This is a genomic window from Marinitoga sp. 1197 (genome assembly GCF_001021165.1).
GTDB lineage: Bacteria > Thermotogota > Thermotogae > Petrotogales > Petrotogaceae > Marinitoga.
Window position 1 is genome coordinate 58286 of sequence record NZ_AZAY01000023.1, and the last position, 15691, is coordinate 73976.

General features: G+C 26.8%; 16 protein-coding genes. 4 read left to right on the forward strand and 12 right to left on the reverse strand.

Annotated elements, in window-relative coordinates; all coding sequences use genetic code 11:
- Positions 1-5: 5 nt before the first annotated feature.
- The 5 genes from glgB to trpS all read right to left on the reverse strand — a co-directional run bounded on the left by glgB (position 6) and on the right by trpS (position 5366).
- Positions 6-2204 carry a 1,4-alpha-glucan branching protein GlgB gene (glgB, locus tag X275_RS06685; RefSeq protein ID WP_047268110.1) on the reverse strand — a complete coding sequence of 733 codons (2199 nt, stop codon included), beginning with the start codon at positions 2202-2204 and terminating at the stop codon, positions 6-8.
- Between the two features lie 269 nt (positions 2205-2473).
- Positions 2474-3232, reverse strand: coding sequence for a pseudouridine synthase (locus tag X275_RS06690; RefSeq protein WP_231588293.1), 759 nt, complete (start codon positions 3230-3232; stop codon positions 2474-2476).
- Positions 3186-3716, reverse strand: a complete 531-nt coding sequence (gene scpB, locus X275_RS06695) for an SMC-Scp complex subunit ScpB (protein WP_047268112.1) — start codon at positions 3714-3716, stop codon at positions 3186-3188. The genes X275_RS06690 and scpB overlap by 47 nt, the downstream gene beginning before the upstream one ends.
- Positions 3706-4383 (reverse strand): segregation and condensation protein A, encoded by a 678-nt coding sequence (locus tag X275_RS06700; RefSeq protein WP_047268113.1) that lies wholly within the window; start codon positions 4381-4383, stop codon positions 3706-3708. The genes scpB and X275_RS06700 overlap by 11 nt, the downstream gene beginning before the upstream one ends.
- A gap of 5 nt (positions 4384-4388) precedes the next feature.
- On the reverse strand, positions 4389-5366 hold the full coding sequence (trpS, locus tag X275_RS06705) for a tryptophan--tRNA ligase (protein ID WP_047268114.1): 978 nt from the start codon (positions 5364-5366) through the stop codon (positions 4389-4391).
- Between the two features lie 94 nt (positions 5367-5460).
- On the opposite strand from trpS, the gene X275_RS06710 reads away from it, so the two are divergent.
- Positions 5461-6066 (forward strand): DUF4897 domain-containing protein, encoded by a 606-nt coding sequence (locus X275_RS06710; RefSeq protein WP_047268115.1) that lies wholly within the window; start codon positions 5461-5463, stop codon positions 6064-6066.
- A 2-nt stretch (positions 6067-6068) separates the two neighbouring features.
- Entirely contained in the window at positions 6069-6743 is a 675-nt protein-coding gene (locus X275_RS06715; protein WP_047268116.1) for a DUF6115 domain-containing protein, read from the forward strand.
- Positions 6744-7489: 746 nt separating this feature from the next.
- Here the strand turns inward: X275_RS06715 and X275_RS06720 are convergent.
- From X275_RS06720 to X275_RS06745, 7 genes are all read right to left on the reverse strand, one after another.
- Positions 7490-8635: a hypothetical protein gene (locus tag X275_RS06720; RefSeq protein WP_156168713.1), complete on the reverse strand. Its 1146-nt coding sequence runs from the start codon at positions 8633-8635 to the stop codon at positions 7490-7492.
- Between the two features lie 4 nt (positions 8636-8639).
- The gene (locus X275_RS06725) at positions 8640-9563 is read right to left on the reverse strand and encodes a hypothetical protein (RefSeq protein ID WP_047268118.1); all 924 of its coding nucleotides are present in this window, start codon (positions 9561-9563) and stop codon (positions 8640-8642) included.
- Positions 9564-9614: 51 nt separating this feature from the next.
- Entirely contained in the window at positions 9615-10109 is a 495-nt protein-coding gene (locus X275_RS06730; RefSeq protein ID WP_047268119.1) for a hypothetical protein, read from the reverse strand.
- A gap of 601 nt (positions 10110-10710) precedes the next feature.
- Entirely contained in the window at positions 10711-11883 is a 1173-nt protein-coding gene (locus X275_RS06735; protein ID WP_047268120.1) for an iron-containing alcohol dehydrogenase, read from the reverse strand.
- 119 nt (positions 11884-12002) lie between these two features.
- The gene (locus X275_RS06740) at positions 12003-12890 is read right to left on the reverse strand and encodes a hypothetical protein (protein ID WP_047268121.1); all 888 of its coding nucleotides are present in this window, start codon (positions 12888-12890) and stop codon (positions 12003-12005) included.
- A gap of 50 nt (positions 12891-12940) precedes the next feature.
- On the reverse strand, positions 12941-13042 hold the full coding sequence (locus X275_RS11525; RefSeq protein WP_156166120.1) for a MetS family NSS transporter small subunit: 102 nt from the start codon (positions 13040-13042) through the stop codon (positions 12941-12943).
- A gap of 12 nt (positions 13043-13054) precedes the next feature.
- The gene (locus tag X275_RS06745; RefSeq protein WP_047268122.1) at positions 13055-14569 is read right to left on the reverse strand and encodes a sodium-dependent transporter; all 1515 of its coding nucleotides are present in this window, start codon (positions 14567-14569) and stop codon (positions 13055-13057) included.
- 281 nt (positions 14570-14850) lie between these two features.
- Here X275_RS06745 and X275_RS06750 point away from each other — a divergent pair, with 281 nt between their 5' ends.
- Positions 14851-15120: a LysO family transporter gene (locus X275_RS06750; protein WP_052913705.1), complete on the forward strand. Its 270-nt coding sequence runs from the start codon at positions 14851-14853 to the stop codon at positions 15118-15120.
- Positions 15117-15689, forward strand: coding sequence for a lysine exporter LysO family protein (locus X275_RS06755; RefSeq protein WP_047268124.1), 573 nt, complete (start codon positions 15117-15119; stop codon positions 15687-15689). Before X275_RS06750 ends, X275_RS06755 begins: the two co-directional genes overlap by 4 nt.
- Positions 15690-15691 lie beyond the last annotated feature (2 nt).

Genomic DNA, 15691 nt, shown 5'->3' on the forward strand with positions numbered 1-15691 from the left:
TTAATCTATTTTTTCTCCCATTTAAAATATATTCCAGCTAAAGGAGGTAAGGTTAAATTTATAGAATATTCTCTATTATGAAAAGGGATTTTTTCAGCATAAACTCCACCTTGATTTCCTACATTGCTTCCCCAGTAGATTTCAGAATCTGTATTTAGTATTTCTTTATAAAAACCATCTCTTGGAACACCTATGCGATAATTATATCTTATAACTGGAGTGAAATTGAATATGGCAATTATCATTTCTTCATGATTTTTTCCTTTTCTTATAAAGGAAATAACACTATTTTCTTTGTCGTTATAATCTATCCATTCGAATCCATCTGGTGAATGGTCTAATTCATATAATGCTGGATTATCTTGATATAAGTTATTTAAATCGGTTACTAATTGAAGTAATTTTTTATGTGAATCAAATTCCAATAAATTCCAATCTAAAGATTTTTTGCAATTCCATTCGTTAAATTGTCCAATATCATTTCCCATAAATAATAATTTTTTCCCTGGATGGGCAAACATATAAGAATAAAACAGTCTTAAATTAGCAAATTTTTGCCAGTAATCGCCAGGCATTTTATTTATCATAGAACCTTTTTCATGGACTACCTCGTCATGTGATAATACAAGAATGTAATTTTCTGCATAAGCATATACCATGGAAAATGTAAGATCATTATGATGGTATTTTCTATATAAAGGATCCTTACTTATATATCTTAAAGAATCGTTCATCCATCCCATATTCCATTTCATTGAAAATCCAAGACCGTTAAAATCAACGGGTTTTGTTACTCCAGGCCATGCTGTGGATTCTTCGGCTATAGTTAAAATTCCCGGAAAATATTGATGTGTAATTGTATTGAAATATTTTATGAATTCTATTGCTTCAAGATTTTCTCTTCCACCATATCTGTTAGGTACCCATTCGCCATCTTTTCTGCTAAAATCTAAATATAGCATTGAAGCAACAGCATCAACTCTTAAACCATCAATATGAAATTTATCCAGCCAGTATAATGCATTTGAAATTAAAAAGTTTTTTACTTCATTTCTACCATAATTAAAAATATATGTTCCCCAATCAGGGTGTTCACCAAGTCTTGGATCCATATGTTCATAAAGTGCTGTTCCATCAAATTTTCCGAGTCCATGAATATCTTTTGGAAAATGCCCAGGAACCCAGTCAAGAATAACTCCTATATTATTTTGATGCATATAATCTACAAAATACATAAAATCTTCAGGTTTTCCATGCCTGCTAGTAGGAGAAAAATATCCAGTTACCTGATATCCCCACGATTCATCTAAAGGGTGTTCTAAAACAGGTAAAATTTCAATATGAGTATAATTATGCTTTTTAACATATTCTGCTAATTCATGTGCTAATTTTTTATAATTTAGAAAATCATCTTCATTTTTCTTTTTCCATGACCCAAGATGTACTTCATATATAGAAATAGGTTGTTCAAACCAATTTGTTCTTTTTCGTCTTTCCAACCAGGCTTTATCTTTCCATTCATGCTTTTTGTGAAAATCATAAACGATAGAAGCATTTTTTGGTCTCATTTCAGTATAAAAAGCATAAGGGTCAGATTTTAAAAGTATATTGTTGTCTTTTGTCTTTATTTCAAATTTATATATATCCCCTTCCTGGACTAAAGGAATAAATATTTCCCATACACCGGATGATCCCAGGACTCTCATTTGATGAACTCTACCATCCCAATTATTGAAATTGCCAACAACACTAACTCTTTTAGCATTTGGGGCCCATACGGCAAAATAAGTACCTTTTGTCCCGTCAATTTTCATAGGATGAGCACCCAGTTTTTCATAAATTTTGTGATTGTTACCTTCATTAAAAAGATATAAATCATAGTCTGAAATAATTGGTAAGAAACTGTAAGGATCTCTTGAACGCCATACATTATCATTATTATCCTTATATTCAAATTCATATTTGAAAAAAGTTTTTCTTTTTAAAACCTTTTCAAATAAGCCATCAGGATGAATCTTTTCCATTTTGTATCTTCTTTTAGTTTTTGTATTTAGGTTTATTATTTCAATCGATTTAGCAAAAGGATGAAAAGTTCTAATAACCATTTCTTTTTCATTTAATTTGTGTATTCCCAATATTGAAAATGGATCGTGATGTTCAGCATTTACTATTTTTAATATTTCTTCATTTAACATTGTTCCCATGTCGTAACCACCCCCGCCTTATTTTTGTATAAAAAAAGGAGATTTTTTAACTTTATCGATTTTATTTAATTATAACACAAAAATTTTATCTGTCAAGAGGAATAAAAAAGGTAGAAGTTTAAATTATTCTCAAATTAAAAATGGTTCTTTCTAAAAATACTTGAAAAATTTTATTGAAATATTTATTATAATTTTGGTTTGATTAAAATAATTTGTTATTAATTGGTTTTATCAAGTGAAATTAGACAGAATATTAAAAAGCAGAAGCATTAGCTTCTGCTTTTCAAGTAATCCTTTAATTTTTTAATATCTTCTGAATTTAATTTTTTTATATCTCCAGGATTTTTAACCTCGCTAATATTCCATGGACCAAATTTAATTCTTTTTAATTTAATTACATTATATCCCAGAGCTTTAAACATTAATCTAATTTGCCTTTTTTTACCTTCATGTATGCTTAAAGTTATTTCTGAATATTTACCTTTTTTTTGAACCTTCTCAATGGTTGCAGGTTGAGTTTTATAGCCACCTTCAATTAAAATTCCATTTTCTAGAATTTTTAAATCCTTTTCTTTTATGTGTTTGTTTATTAAAACTTTATATGTTTTATAAATTTTTCTTTTTGGATGAAGAAGTAAGTTAGCAAGGTCTCCATCATTTGTGAGTAACATTAATCCAGAGGTATTATAATCCAATCTTCCTACATGAAAAACCTTTTCTTTAATTTTATTTTTTATTAAATCGGTTATTGTTTTTCTTCCTCTATCATCCTTCAATGCTGATAAATATCCAACAGGTTTATGAATTAAATAATAAACATAATTTTCCGCTTCTTCAATTTTATCTTTGACATGAATTTTTTTGTTATTTATTTCAATAACATCCTCTTCTACAACTTTGAACCATGGTTCTCGTATTATTTCACCATTTACTTTAACTTTTCCAGATATAATTAAATTTCCAATTTCTCTTCTTGAGCCTTCACCTATTTTTTGAAGAAACGTTTGAAGTTTTATCAATTTTAGCACCTCTTAATTTATTTATAGTTTTTTCCGGTAATAATTCAAAAAACATTTCAGAAAGAGCGTATAAATATCTATTTTTCGCATTTTCTTTTCTTTTTTTTATAATTAATCCCATTTCTAAAAGCTTTTTTATTTGATGATACGATGATTTTCCTCTTGATTTTTCTATTTCTGTAGTTGAAGAAGGCCCATTTAACAATAATATTGCCAATATTTCAAATTGTGATTCAGTAAGAGAAAAAACTCTTGGTTTTGGATTCAATATACTTTTTATTTCATTTTTTATTGTAAATCTATATTTACTCTCAAAATTTTCTAATTCTATACCATGTATTTCGGAATTATAATGTTCCCATATATCAATAAGTATAGAATTAATTTTTTCTTCTGGTTCATTTAATTTTTCAGATATTTCCTTTGAACTAAATCCAGAAGGTTTTGAAAAAAGCATTGCTTCAATTATTGGTATAAGGTGTTTATTTTTCATTTCCAGACACCTCTTCTGTATTTTTTATAAATTCATAATTATCCGTTATATAATGTAACCCATTTCTAACCAGCATTAAAGAGGCAAGAAAATATACAATAAATCGTAAGCGTTCATGATTTGCGATTACATATAGTTCCTTTATTGTGAATCTATCTTTGTTTTTTAACTCTTCTACGGCTTCTTCAACAGTAAAACTCTCTTTTAATATTTCCAATTTTTGTTGTATTTGTAGATAATCATACATATATAATTCCAGTTGTTTATGGATTTTATCTTTATCAAAACGTGAAGTTTTGATTTTTACTGATTTTTTCGTTGTATTTTTTCCAAAATCTTTTTGTAAAATTTGCATAGTTTCTTTTATTTTTTCATAATCTTCAATTATATTGTATAAAGTATTTCTTTCTCGTGTGAATTCTTTGTTTTCATCAGAACGTGGAAGTAGTTCTTTTGATTTTAATAATGTAAGATAAGATGCTATTCTCAGAAATTCGCCGATATCATCAAGATTATCATAATTTTTTTCAATATATTCATTGAATATACTGGCTATTTTTGATACAGATAATAATCTTACAGGGATTTTTTTATCTTTAATCAGTTGAACAAGCGTTTCAAAAGGACCTGAAAATATATCTAATTCAATGTTTAAATCGGAAAACATTTAAATCACCACCTGAGATTCATAGCCTCCCGCACTTCGGCAAGCGTTTTTTGGGCAATATTTGAAGCTTTTTTATTTCCTTCATGTATAACGTTTAAAACATCTTTATCTGATATTTTACTATATTTTTCCCATATAGGTTTTAATCTTTCTTCCATATTTTTTAGTAGTAATTTTTTACATTGAACACAACCAATATCGGCGGTTTTACAACCATTTGCTACCCAATTTAATTCTTGATTTTTATGCGTAAAAGCTTTATGATAATCCCATACTGGACATTTTTCTGGATTTCCAGGATCAGTTCTTCTCATTCTCGCTGGATCTGTCATCATTGGCATAATTTTCTTTTTTAAACTTTCTGAATTTTCATCTATCATTATAATATTCCCATAACTTTTTGACATTTTCCTTCCATCTGTTCCAGGAAGTTTAGGAATCCTTGTAACAAGTGGTTTTGGTTCCGGGAATATTTCTTTGTATAGATTATTAAATCGTCTTGCAATTTCACGGCTTAATTCAATGTGATATACCTGATCTTCACCTACAGGGACACCAGTTGCTTTATAAATCAGAATATCTGCAGTTTGCAATACAGGATAAGTTAAAAATCCTGCAGTTGAAAGATCTCTGTTTTCTAAATTTTCTTTTAAATCTTTGTATGTTGGAATTCTTTCCAATCTACTTACAGAAACTAACATATTAAATAATAAATATAGTTCAGCATGTTCTTTAATTGCAGATTGAACAAAAATAACAGACTTTTTTGGGTCTATATCAGCAGCTAAATATCCTCTAACTATATCAAGTGTTGATTGATATATAATGTGACTCTCTTCTTTATGAGTAGTTAAAGCGTGCCAGTCAGCAACGAAAAAGAATGTTTCATTACCTTCATCCTGCAATTTTTTCCAATCTTCCAAAACTAACACATGTCCAAGATGCAATTTTCCAGTTGCACGCATACCACTTAATATTCTCATACAACTCCTCCTTTTTCATGAATACTCCTTTAATTTTACCACATTTTGTGGTATTATATAATAAGAAAATATAAAATTTCAAGGAGGAATTCAAATGGCGGAAGGACAACAAAAGAGGAACTCATCTAATTTTATTATTTTTGCTTTAATATTCATAGTTGGTATAGGTATTTTTAATTATTTTATGGCTAAAAATGCAAGGATAGATTTTGATATAATTAACAATGATAATTATTATTACATTCAGGATAATGGAAATGTTATTATGTTATCAAAAGTAACGGTTCAGGCTAAAGATGAAAAATCATATAATAAGTTATTAGAAAGTTATAAAAAACCAGATTCTGAAAAAAGAAAGGTATATGAAGATTTCATTTCTAATTTGACAAAAAAAACTGGAAGAATGTTTGAATTAATCAGTGTTCAATCAACAGTATCGGTTAGTGATGGTTATAAAATTAATGTTATAGAAAAATCTGAAATTAAAGGATTTATTCAAAAAAAAGATAATAATAAATATGAATTTTCTTTAGATGATCAGAAAATAAATTTAAATAGTGCAACATTATATATATATAAACCGGAAAATTGGGATTTTATCAAAGTTATACCAAATCCAACAGAAATTACGGAAAATTACTTATTATGGAAAAATACAGGTGAAATAGAATTTCCTGAAGTGACATTAGAAAGGAAGTAAATATGGTAACATTAATAATTTTTATTTGGTTAATAATTTTGTCAGTCGTTTCTTTGATAAATTTATCGTTAATAATATCGTTATGGAGAAAATTTAATAATTTTTCTATTTCGATTGATTCATCAATTGAAGATCAATCTAATACTTTATTGGCAAGGTTTCAAAAAATAACTTCTTCGAGGTTACGAGCACTTGATAATAAAATAGAAATATTGGATCAGTTGATAAAAGATGCAGATGAAGCTTATATGAAATCATTTTCCATGCTTACGGATCTGGAAAAGAAGAATGATGAATTGATGAGAATTAAAGCTGTAGAAAGAATAAAAAAGGGAAAATCACATTTTTCGAGTTTGGATTCTAAAAAAGTAGAAATGCCAGATATTGAAGATAAAAAAAGAGTCAACGATGAATATTATAATCTTCAAAATACATTTAGAGAACCTTATACAGCACAAACAGATCAAATAGAAGAAAATATTGGAAACCAACAAAATGAAGAAATGTTGATAAAACAATTAGCCAAGAATAAGGAATTGAAAGAAAACTCATTAAAAGATAAAATTATAGAATATTATAATAGAGGAATGAGTATAAATGAAATAGCAAAAATGCTGGATAAAGGTTCTGGAGAGGTAAAATTAATAATAGATTTATACAATAGAAATACGTTGTAATAAAAAGAAATAAAAACAAGTGACGCTTTGCGTCAGCACATAGTATTAATTATTTTAATAGGACGTCTAAAAAGTCTAAAATGAAATGAAGGCTCGAAGATTGTCCTTAACACACCTACGGTGGGTTATTGGATTAAAAATTGGATTTTGATAAAAAAACCTTTGAGCTATTGCTCTCTTACAGCGGGTAATTGGAAAAAATAATTTTTATTATATAATTATAAATCCTTTTCCCTTAGATTTTTTATACCTAAAAAATCTAAGCGTAAATGGAAGCCGTCAAAATTACATGGATGTAATGCCACGAAACAATACACGATGTATTGTTTGAGCGACGGCTGAGAATGAATAATTTTAAGGATTAGCAATCGAGCTGCCTCAGTGAATTTGACTTTTTAGACGTTGTATTGTAAAATTTAAATAATAGAGTTATAATTTTTTTGTGATTATATATTTTTCTTTTTTTTAAATTAATTTTGAAAATACTCTTAAAAATGAAATTCAAATACGTATAATTTTTATTTTTAATATTTTTATACCTTTAACTTGCTTTTCAAAGAAAAGCTACAAAAGGTCTTTAAAGTATCTTACGCCTGATTTCGTTTTTTATCTTTTTAATGATAATTTTTTGACAAAGTCAAAAATGACTTTTGTTTTCTTATTTTATATGATTATTTTTGTGAAAAAATGAGTTTTTCTTATTTTTTGTGTAATTTTCGGGGATCAAGCCGACTATATCTCTAATTCTATTTATGATATATCTCATCTAAAATACCAATCTCTTTTGCTAATTTCAATGTGTTTTGAACGTATATCCCTCTTATTTGTATAAAATTTTCATATTTTTGTAGATGCTCTATCAAATTTTCTGTCGTTGCTGTTTCAAAATTTAGACTTTCTAATAATTTTTTTATTTCATTATATTTTTCTTGATAAAAGAAATATTTTTTATACATAATATCTATATTTTTTTTATAATAATATTCTTCTCTTTTTTCATTAAATTTTGGAGAGTTTAAACGATTTATTTCTTCTATATTTCCAAAACTAATATATATCGAAAGATTATAATCATTACTTTTAAGTGAATAATCAAAAGATAAATTTATTCCTGATAATCTAAATAAACTTAGTCGAATACCATAATCATATGTTTCAAAATTTGTGTCTAAATAGAAATTTACAACATTTGAAAAATTATTAATATACAACCTTTCAGCATTTAATTTATATTCCAATCTAGATATTTCAAGATTAAGAGATTCATTACTTATATTTGTATTTAAATTTATCCCTTTTAATATCTCCAGAAACTCTGGATCTTCACATAAATTTAAATATTTTATAGAAGTATCTATTCCTATCATATTCTTTAAATCTAATTCCATTTCTTCTATTGTAATTTTTTTAAAATATATTCTATTTTCCAATTCATTTATTATTTGAACATACTCCTCAGAATTTTCTTTCTTTTTTAAAATATCATTAACTTTTAAATATAGCTCAAGTAATTCTTTCTCATTATAAATCATAGAATACAAATTTAAAATTCGATATATAATCTCATTTTCTTTTTGTCTTTTACTCAAAGAAATATATTCTTTTTCAAGATTATATTTAAACACTTTTGAATTTTCTATAATAATTGAAGAAAGGGAAATAGTTGTTGATAAATTAATAAAATTATTATTAAGAGTTAAAGATATTTTAGGTTGAATAACCTCTTTCAATAAATTAACTGTATTTAAATTATTTAATTTATTATCTACTATTTTTATTTCATCTGAGTTATTTATTCCAGGCAAGACAATATTACCAAATACATATTCTTTTTCAAATCCAAATACAAAAGAGGTCAAAAAAATCATTATCAAAAAAGTTACTTTTTTCATCATATTATTCTCCTTTATAATCATAAATATTTACTAAAATACTTCCATCATTCAAACCAGTTAATCCAACAATATTTTCTGGTATATCATATATAACATCCTTTATATTCCACTTTTCGATATCAAATATCACTAATTTTTCATTACTATATATTGCAATATCCTTTTCGTTCAAAAAAGTTACGAAATATGGTTCATTCATTATTATTTCTGGATATAATTTGTCAAACTCTATTTTTTTTATCGTTTTATCTTTGCTGTTATAATATTCAATGTATATACCTTCTGTAAAAATCACATCTCCTTTTGTATTTACATCTAGTTTGGGATTTCCAATCACATTTTTTATCAAAGTATCTTTTTTACTCTTTATATCTAAAATATGAAGTTCAACATTACTGGTATTTTTATTTTCCAAGACATATACTAAAAAATTGTTACTGCGGTTTATATTATACAAATTTGGAGACGAAAGGTTTAAATATGTTTTTATTAAATTTAATTTTTTATCTGATATCATGTAATTGAAAATTTTCAACTCTATTTTTTCTTTGTTTTCATAATTATTGTAAAAAACAATAATTGAATCATTATTTATTGCAAATGGAAAGTTAGGTATATAAGAAGGAATTGGTAAATCTTCAATTTCAAAAGCTTTCCATTTATTTAGATTATTTAAGTTTGCAATATAAAATTTTCTTTTTCCTGTATTATCAAAGGCTAAAATAGTACCATCTTTGCCAATTTTTAAATTATCAATTTTAAAATAATTTCCCAATTCGAATAAATAAATGTATTTTAATTTATAATTTTCTATTTTTATTGTTTTAACAATGTTATTTGCGCTAGGAATTAAAATATTATAATCAGCAAATACTGAAATAAATATCATAAGTACAATAGATACTAATACATTTTTCTTTTTCATTTTTTCCTCCTATCTTAATTCACCCTAAATATCCTTTAGGGTGAATATGTATTATAATCCTTTTAATTCAGTTTTAGTAGTTTCACTAATTATTGTTTTATAAAATAATTTATATTCAGTTCTATCTGTAACTTCTATTTTGCCATCATCATAAATATTTATTGTTTCAATCCAATACTTATAATAGTACCTCGTATATGTTGTTTTTTTGTATAAATACCAACCATAATATGGTGGAATTGAAATATTATATGTTCTAGTTATTTTTATTACATCAGATTTTTTGGTCCCTAACCCTAATTTTCCTAAAATGCTAATATCAATTGACCAACTCCATGAATTTGTCAAACTTACAGAATAGGAAAAATTTTCTGATATTGAACTTCTATTTTCTTCTCCAGTTACATACTCCCATGCTGTTTCTCCCAACTTTGAACTGTTCAAATAGGAATAATGATATTCATCTTCACTACCTATAATAGTAGCAGCACTTAAGCTTGTTACAAATAACACAATTAATATGATGAAAATATACCACCTTTTCACTACCATCCCTCCAATACTTTTTGATTAATAAAACTGGCGCCAGCAGAAAATACTAATTTATTTATCATTTTATCAAAAAAAAAAAAAAAAAGTAAATAAACTCGTGGTAAAATTTCCGCAAATTTTATATTTCTAAAATTCAATAAATTTACAGTATTAATATATCATTTGATATATTAATATAGTTAATTTTTTGTTTTATATAGTTTAATAAAAACATGGATAAAGATGGATATTGAACAAATTTTTTACCTTAAAGTGATTATTGGCAGAAAAATTTATAATACCTTTAAATGGTAAAATAAAAATGTATTTGTCAAGTAAACAGTTGTTCTTTCTAAAAATTACTTGAAAATTTTTATTAAACTCTTCATTATTACACTATTTAAAACAAAAAGATTTATTATTTCTAGATATTTATTATAATTCAGATGATATAAATGTTGTATTTGTTTTTTATCAAGTAAAATTATAAAGAACCAAAAAGAAATAAAAACAACAGACGCTTTGCGTCAGCACATAGTATTAATTATTTTAATAATAAAGTAAGAAATTATATATAAAAAGTATAAAAAGAAATAAAAACAAGTGACGCAAAGCGTCACTTGTTTTTTAAAGCTATAGTATAAATTTCTCTAATTTCTTTTTCTTCTAATTTTTTCAATTTTCCCATAGGACTACTTTGAATAGCATTTTCTACCAATCTTTCAATATCCTTTTCTGTCGCTCCAATTTCCTTTAAAGATATTGGTTGTCCTATTCTTTTATACCATTCTTTTAACGCTTGAATACCTAAATTAGCATCTATAGCAGCATTTCCTGTGTCAATATTGAATATTTCTTTTGCGAATCTATCAAACTTCTCAATATATTCATTTTTTACGTATTCTAGCCATGCTGGAAATATTATAGCTAAACCTTCCCCATGAGCTATATCAAATAATGCAGATACTGAATGTTCTAAAGTATGACTTGCCCAATCTCCACCATTAGAACCCGCTCGTAATAATCCATTTAATGCTAAAGTTGCACTCCAGGCAAGATTTGAACGAGCATTATAGTCTTTAGGATTTTCTAATAAAATTTCTGTGTTTTTTATTACAGTTCTAATAATTCCTTCTGCAATTTGATCTTGAATTTCAGTATCTTTAGTTCCATCAAAATAATATTCCATTACATGACTTATTGCATCTACCGCACCATTAATGGTTTGTTTTTCTGGCAAAGAATATTGTGCTGTTGGATCTATAATGGATACTTTTGGATATAATTCTTTCGATGAAGTTGCCCATTTTTGTTTGGTTTCTTCTTTTGTTATTACAGAATTACCATTCATTTCAGAACCAGTAGCTGATAATGTTAAAACGCTAAATAAAGGCAAAGCTTTTTTTATGATATATTTTTTTGAATATGCATCCCATATATCACCATCATAATAAAAGCCACCAGCTATAGCTTTTGCAGAATCTATTACACTACCACCACCAACTGCAAGTATTCCATCAACATTGTGTTCTTTTGCGAATTTTATACCCTCATATACCTTAGATAATCTTGGATTAGGCTTTACTCCAGAAACTTCAATCCATTCAATATTATATTCTTTTAAAGAATTTATAACCTGATCATAAACACCGTTTCTTTTTATTGAACCACTTCCATAATGCAATAAAATTTTATTGAGACCAAATTTTTTAATTTCCTCGCCAATTTTGCTTATAGTATTTTCTCCAAAAATTATTTTTGTAGGATTATAAAAAACAAAATTTTTCATACAATCACCTCCATGTTTTATTCGTATAACTAATTATATTATATCACAAAATTTTATAATTTCTACATTTTTTGTAAGAAATAAAACGTTGGAGTTTGTAGAAATATAGTTGATAGTATTTAACTTTTTTGAATAGTCCAATTATTTAATATTATTCTAAAATTCCATTTTTTTTCTTCAAAAGGCTGAAAAGTGAGAAATTTTTGGTATTTTTTTGCAATTTCTAGAGAATCATAAAAACCATTGGATGGTTCTAAAGCACAATTAAACTGATTTTTGAAACCACATTCATTTTTCCATATACCTAAATAGGGAACTTCGGGGAATTCTATAGTATATAATAATTTGTTGTTATTTAGAGTTAAACCAGCAGATGTAACTTTATCTATTAAATAGAATTTTTCAGTATTTTTAGAGCTTTTTGGTAAAAATTTATTTAATCTATAATTATTGTATTCAGGGTAAGAACATATGTTTTCCACGTTACCAAGAAATTTGCTTTTATGTACATTTATAACTTTTTTAACGTTTAATATTATTTCGCTATTTTCATCGATAGCGATTAAACCGTGAAATGTCCAAAATCCTCTAAATATATTATTAGATAAATTTTTTACAGAATAAGCCAAAAAAATTTTATTTTTTTCTAAGTGGATTGTTCGTTTGAAAATATAATTAAATTTGGGGCTTATTACTTCACAATGAATATTATTATTTTTTTTATAACAGTTCCATGGAATAGACCATAATTCTCCATGATCTGGTAAAATTTCGCCGAAATATTCTTCAAATGGATATTTCCCTTTATCTACGTTTGGAAACATTTCATCGATTCCTGAAGTATCATAATTTTCAAAAGGATCTCCGTATTTAGGTAATTTATATTCAGTAGTTCTAAATAAAACTTCAAAACTCTGTGGTTTATAAAAAATAGAAGCAATTTTAGCTCCTAAATCAGGAAATAGTTTCAAACTAATAAAATTGTTTTCTAAACAGATAATCCTCACGATATCATCTCCGAAATTGAATAAAAGCGATGCGTAAAGCATCGCTTTTATTATTTTTTATTTGCTTTTGCTGCAATATTTAAAGACCATGCTAAACCACCAAATAATACAACTCCAGCAAAAATCATAAAGAATATAGCGCTTCCAGACATATTTTAGCCCCCTTATTCTTCTTCAATAGTAATTTTCGTCACTTTTTCACTATATTTATCATCTTTTGAAGGTAATTTTGAGAATATAAATGCTATTATTGGTACAATTAGGAAAATAATAAAGCCAACAGTTAGTGCCCATGATTCATAACCACCATATGGATTTTTAATTTCATCTGCTATATTTAACCCTAATATAGCAATTAATACAATAGGGATAATGTATTTTAAAGAAATATCAAACCATTTGCCAATTTTTATTTCAGATACTGAATTTATATATTCTCTCAGATTTTCTGCTCCTAATACCCAACCAATAATGATGGATTCTAAAATACCAACAACCAATAATGCGTATGTACCCATGAAATGATCTATAATATCTAACCAATACAAACCACCCTGAGTTGCAAATAAAAGACCAAAAATAAAGCCTAATATTGAGAATCCGATTAAAAATGATTTTTTATTAACTTTGAATTTATCTCCAGCAGCAGCTTCTATAGCTTCTACTAAAGAGAAGGCAGAATCAATTCCTAATGTTAATAACATTATGAAGAAAGCTAAACCTATAATCGATTGAACTATAACTCCACCGGGAATCAATGATATTGCCTGTGGATAAACAACAAATGCCAACCCAACTCCACCACTAACAACTTTGTCTACAGGTACGCTCATTTGTTGAGCCATATAACCTAAAACAGAGAATACAGCGATACCGGCTAAAAATGATGTAGCAGAATTACCAAGGGCAGTAATAATAGCATTATTTGCAACATCATTCTTTTTATCATTGTAACTTCCGTATGCTATCATAATACCAAATGCAACACTTAATGAGAAGAAAATTTGCCCAAAAGCATTAGCCCAAACTCTTGGATCGCCTAATTTTGAAAAGTTTGGTTCAAATAAGAAATTTAAACCTGTAGCTGCTCCTGGTAATGTAACGCCTCTAATTCCTAAAAGTAATAATAAAATTACTGGTAATGGAACTGTCCACATAACTGTTTTTCCAACAGATTCTGTACCTTTTCTTAATATTAAATATATCCATAACCATGAAATAAGAAGTCCGATAACAATAGGCCATCTCAATCCGCCGAGTTGCCCTGGGCCATCGGTTAATTTTAAGAAATCACCGAAAAAAAATCCCTTTGGATCATCTTTCCACGCAGTTCCTAATGAAAAATATAAATAGTTAAATATCCATGCCATAATTACATTATAATAAAAAGTAATTATAGCTCCAGTAATTACTGCCCACCAACCAATTGCTTCAGCACTTTTATTTATTTTCCCTAAAGCCTTTGGAGCACTACTTTGAAGGCCCTGACCTATTCCGAATTCAGCCATCAAAATTGGAATACCGGCTAAAAATAAAGCAACGAAATATGGAATATAAAAAGCTCCGCCACCATTTGAATAAGCCATGTAAGGGAATCTCCATGCATTACCTAATCCAGCAGCTGACCCGATGGCAGCTAAAACAAACGCCCACCTTGAACCCCACTTTTGTCTTGCCACAAAACCACTCCTTCCATATTAAAATAAAAAAAATAATATTGCATTTATATATATTTTATTACTATTTATAGTTTTAAATAACAAAAAGCATGAAAAATATTTCATATATGTTAATCAATTATATAATACCATAATTTGACTGTAAAGTCAATATCTGGCATAAAAAAAAGTGTTTTTATAGCAAGAAAAATTAACTTGACATAATATGAATTTTATGATATAATTATCATTGGCAACCTTGAAATTGGGTTGCCGTTTTTTCAATTTAAGGAGATGATATGATGCTATGGATAATATTAATATCTTTTTTGGTTGGTATGTTTTTAGGGATGAAAGGAAAGTTATTGTTTATAAAAAGATATAAACCAGTTACCTATATTACAGTTCTATTGTTATTTTTTATGGGGTTTGAAATAGGTTCAGATCAAGATTTAATATCAAAATTATCAGAAATAGGATATTTATCATTATATATAGCTTTATTTTCAATTGCTGGAAGTATGATTTTAACAACAATATATGAAAAATTTTTTAGGGGGAATAGTAAATGATTTTATTACTTAGTTCTGTTATTATGGGTATTTTAAGTGGATACTTTTTTAAATTTAGTATTCCAGGAAATTTAATAACTGTGTTATTAATGTTGCTTGTTTTTACTGTTGGTGTTGATATTGGATCTGAAGAAAATATTTTATTTAAAATAAAAAAGAGTTTGAAAACTATATTTATTCAATCATTTTTAATAATTGTTGGTAGCCTTTTTTTTGGAGGTTTAGTTTCTTTGTTTACTAATTTAACATTTAAAGAAGCAGCAGGTGCTTCAGCTGGTTTGGGATGGTATTCTTTATCTGGAATAATGATAAGTTCCTTACACTCCCCATTTTTGGGAGCCGTATCTTTTACTACAAATGTTATAAGAGAAGTGTTAGGGATTATTTTAATTCCGATTTATTCAAAATTTTCACAATTAGGAGCTATTTCTATAGGTGGTGCAACAACTATGGATACGTTACTGGGGGTAGTTTCTAAAAGTACCAATAAAGAAAATACATTAATAGGATTCGGACAAGGAGTAGTTTTATCAGTTGCGATACCTATACTTATCTCTTTAATTTTTTAGAA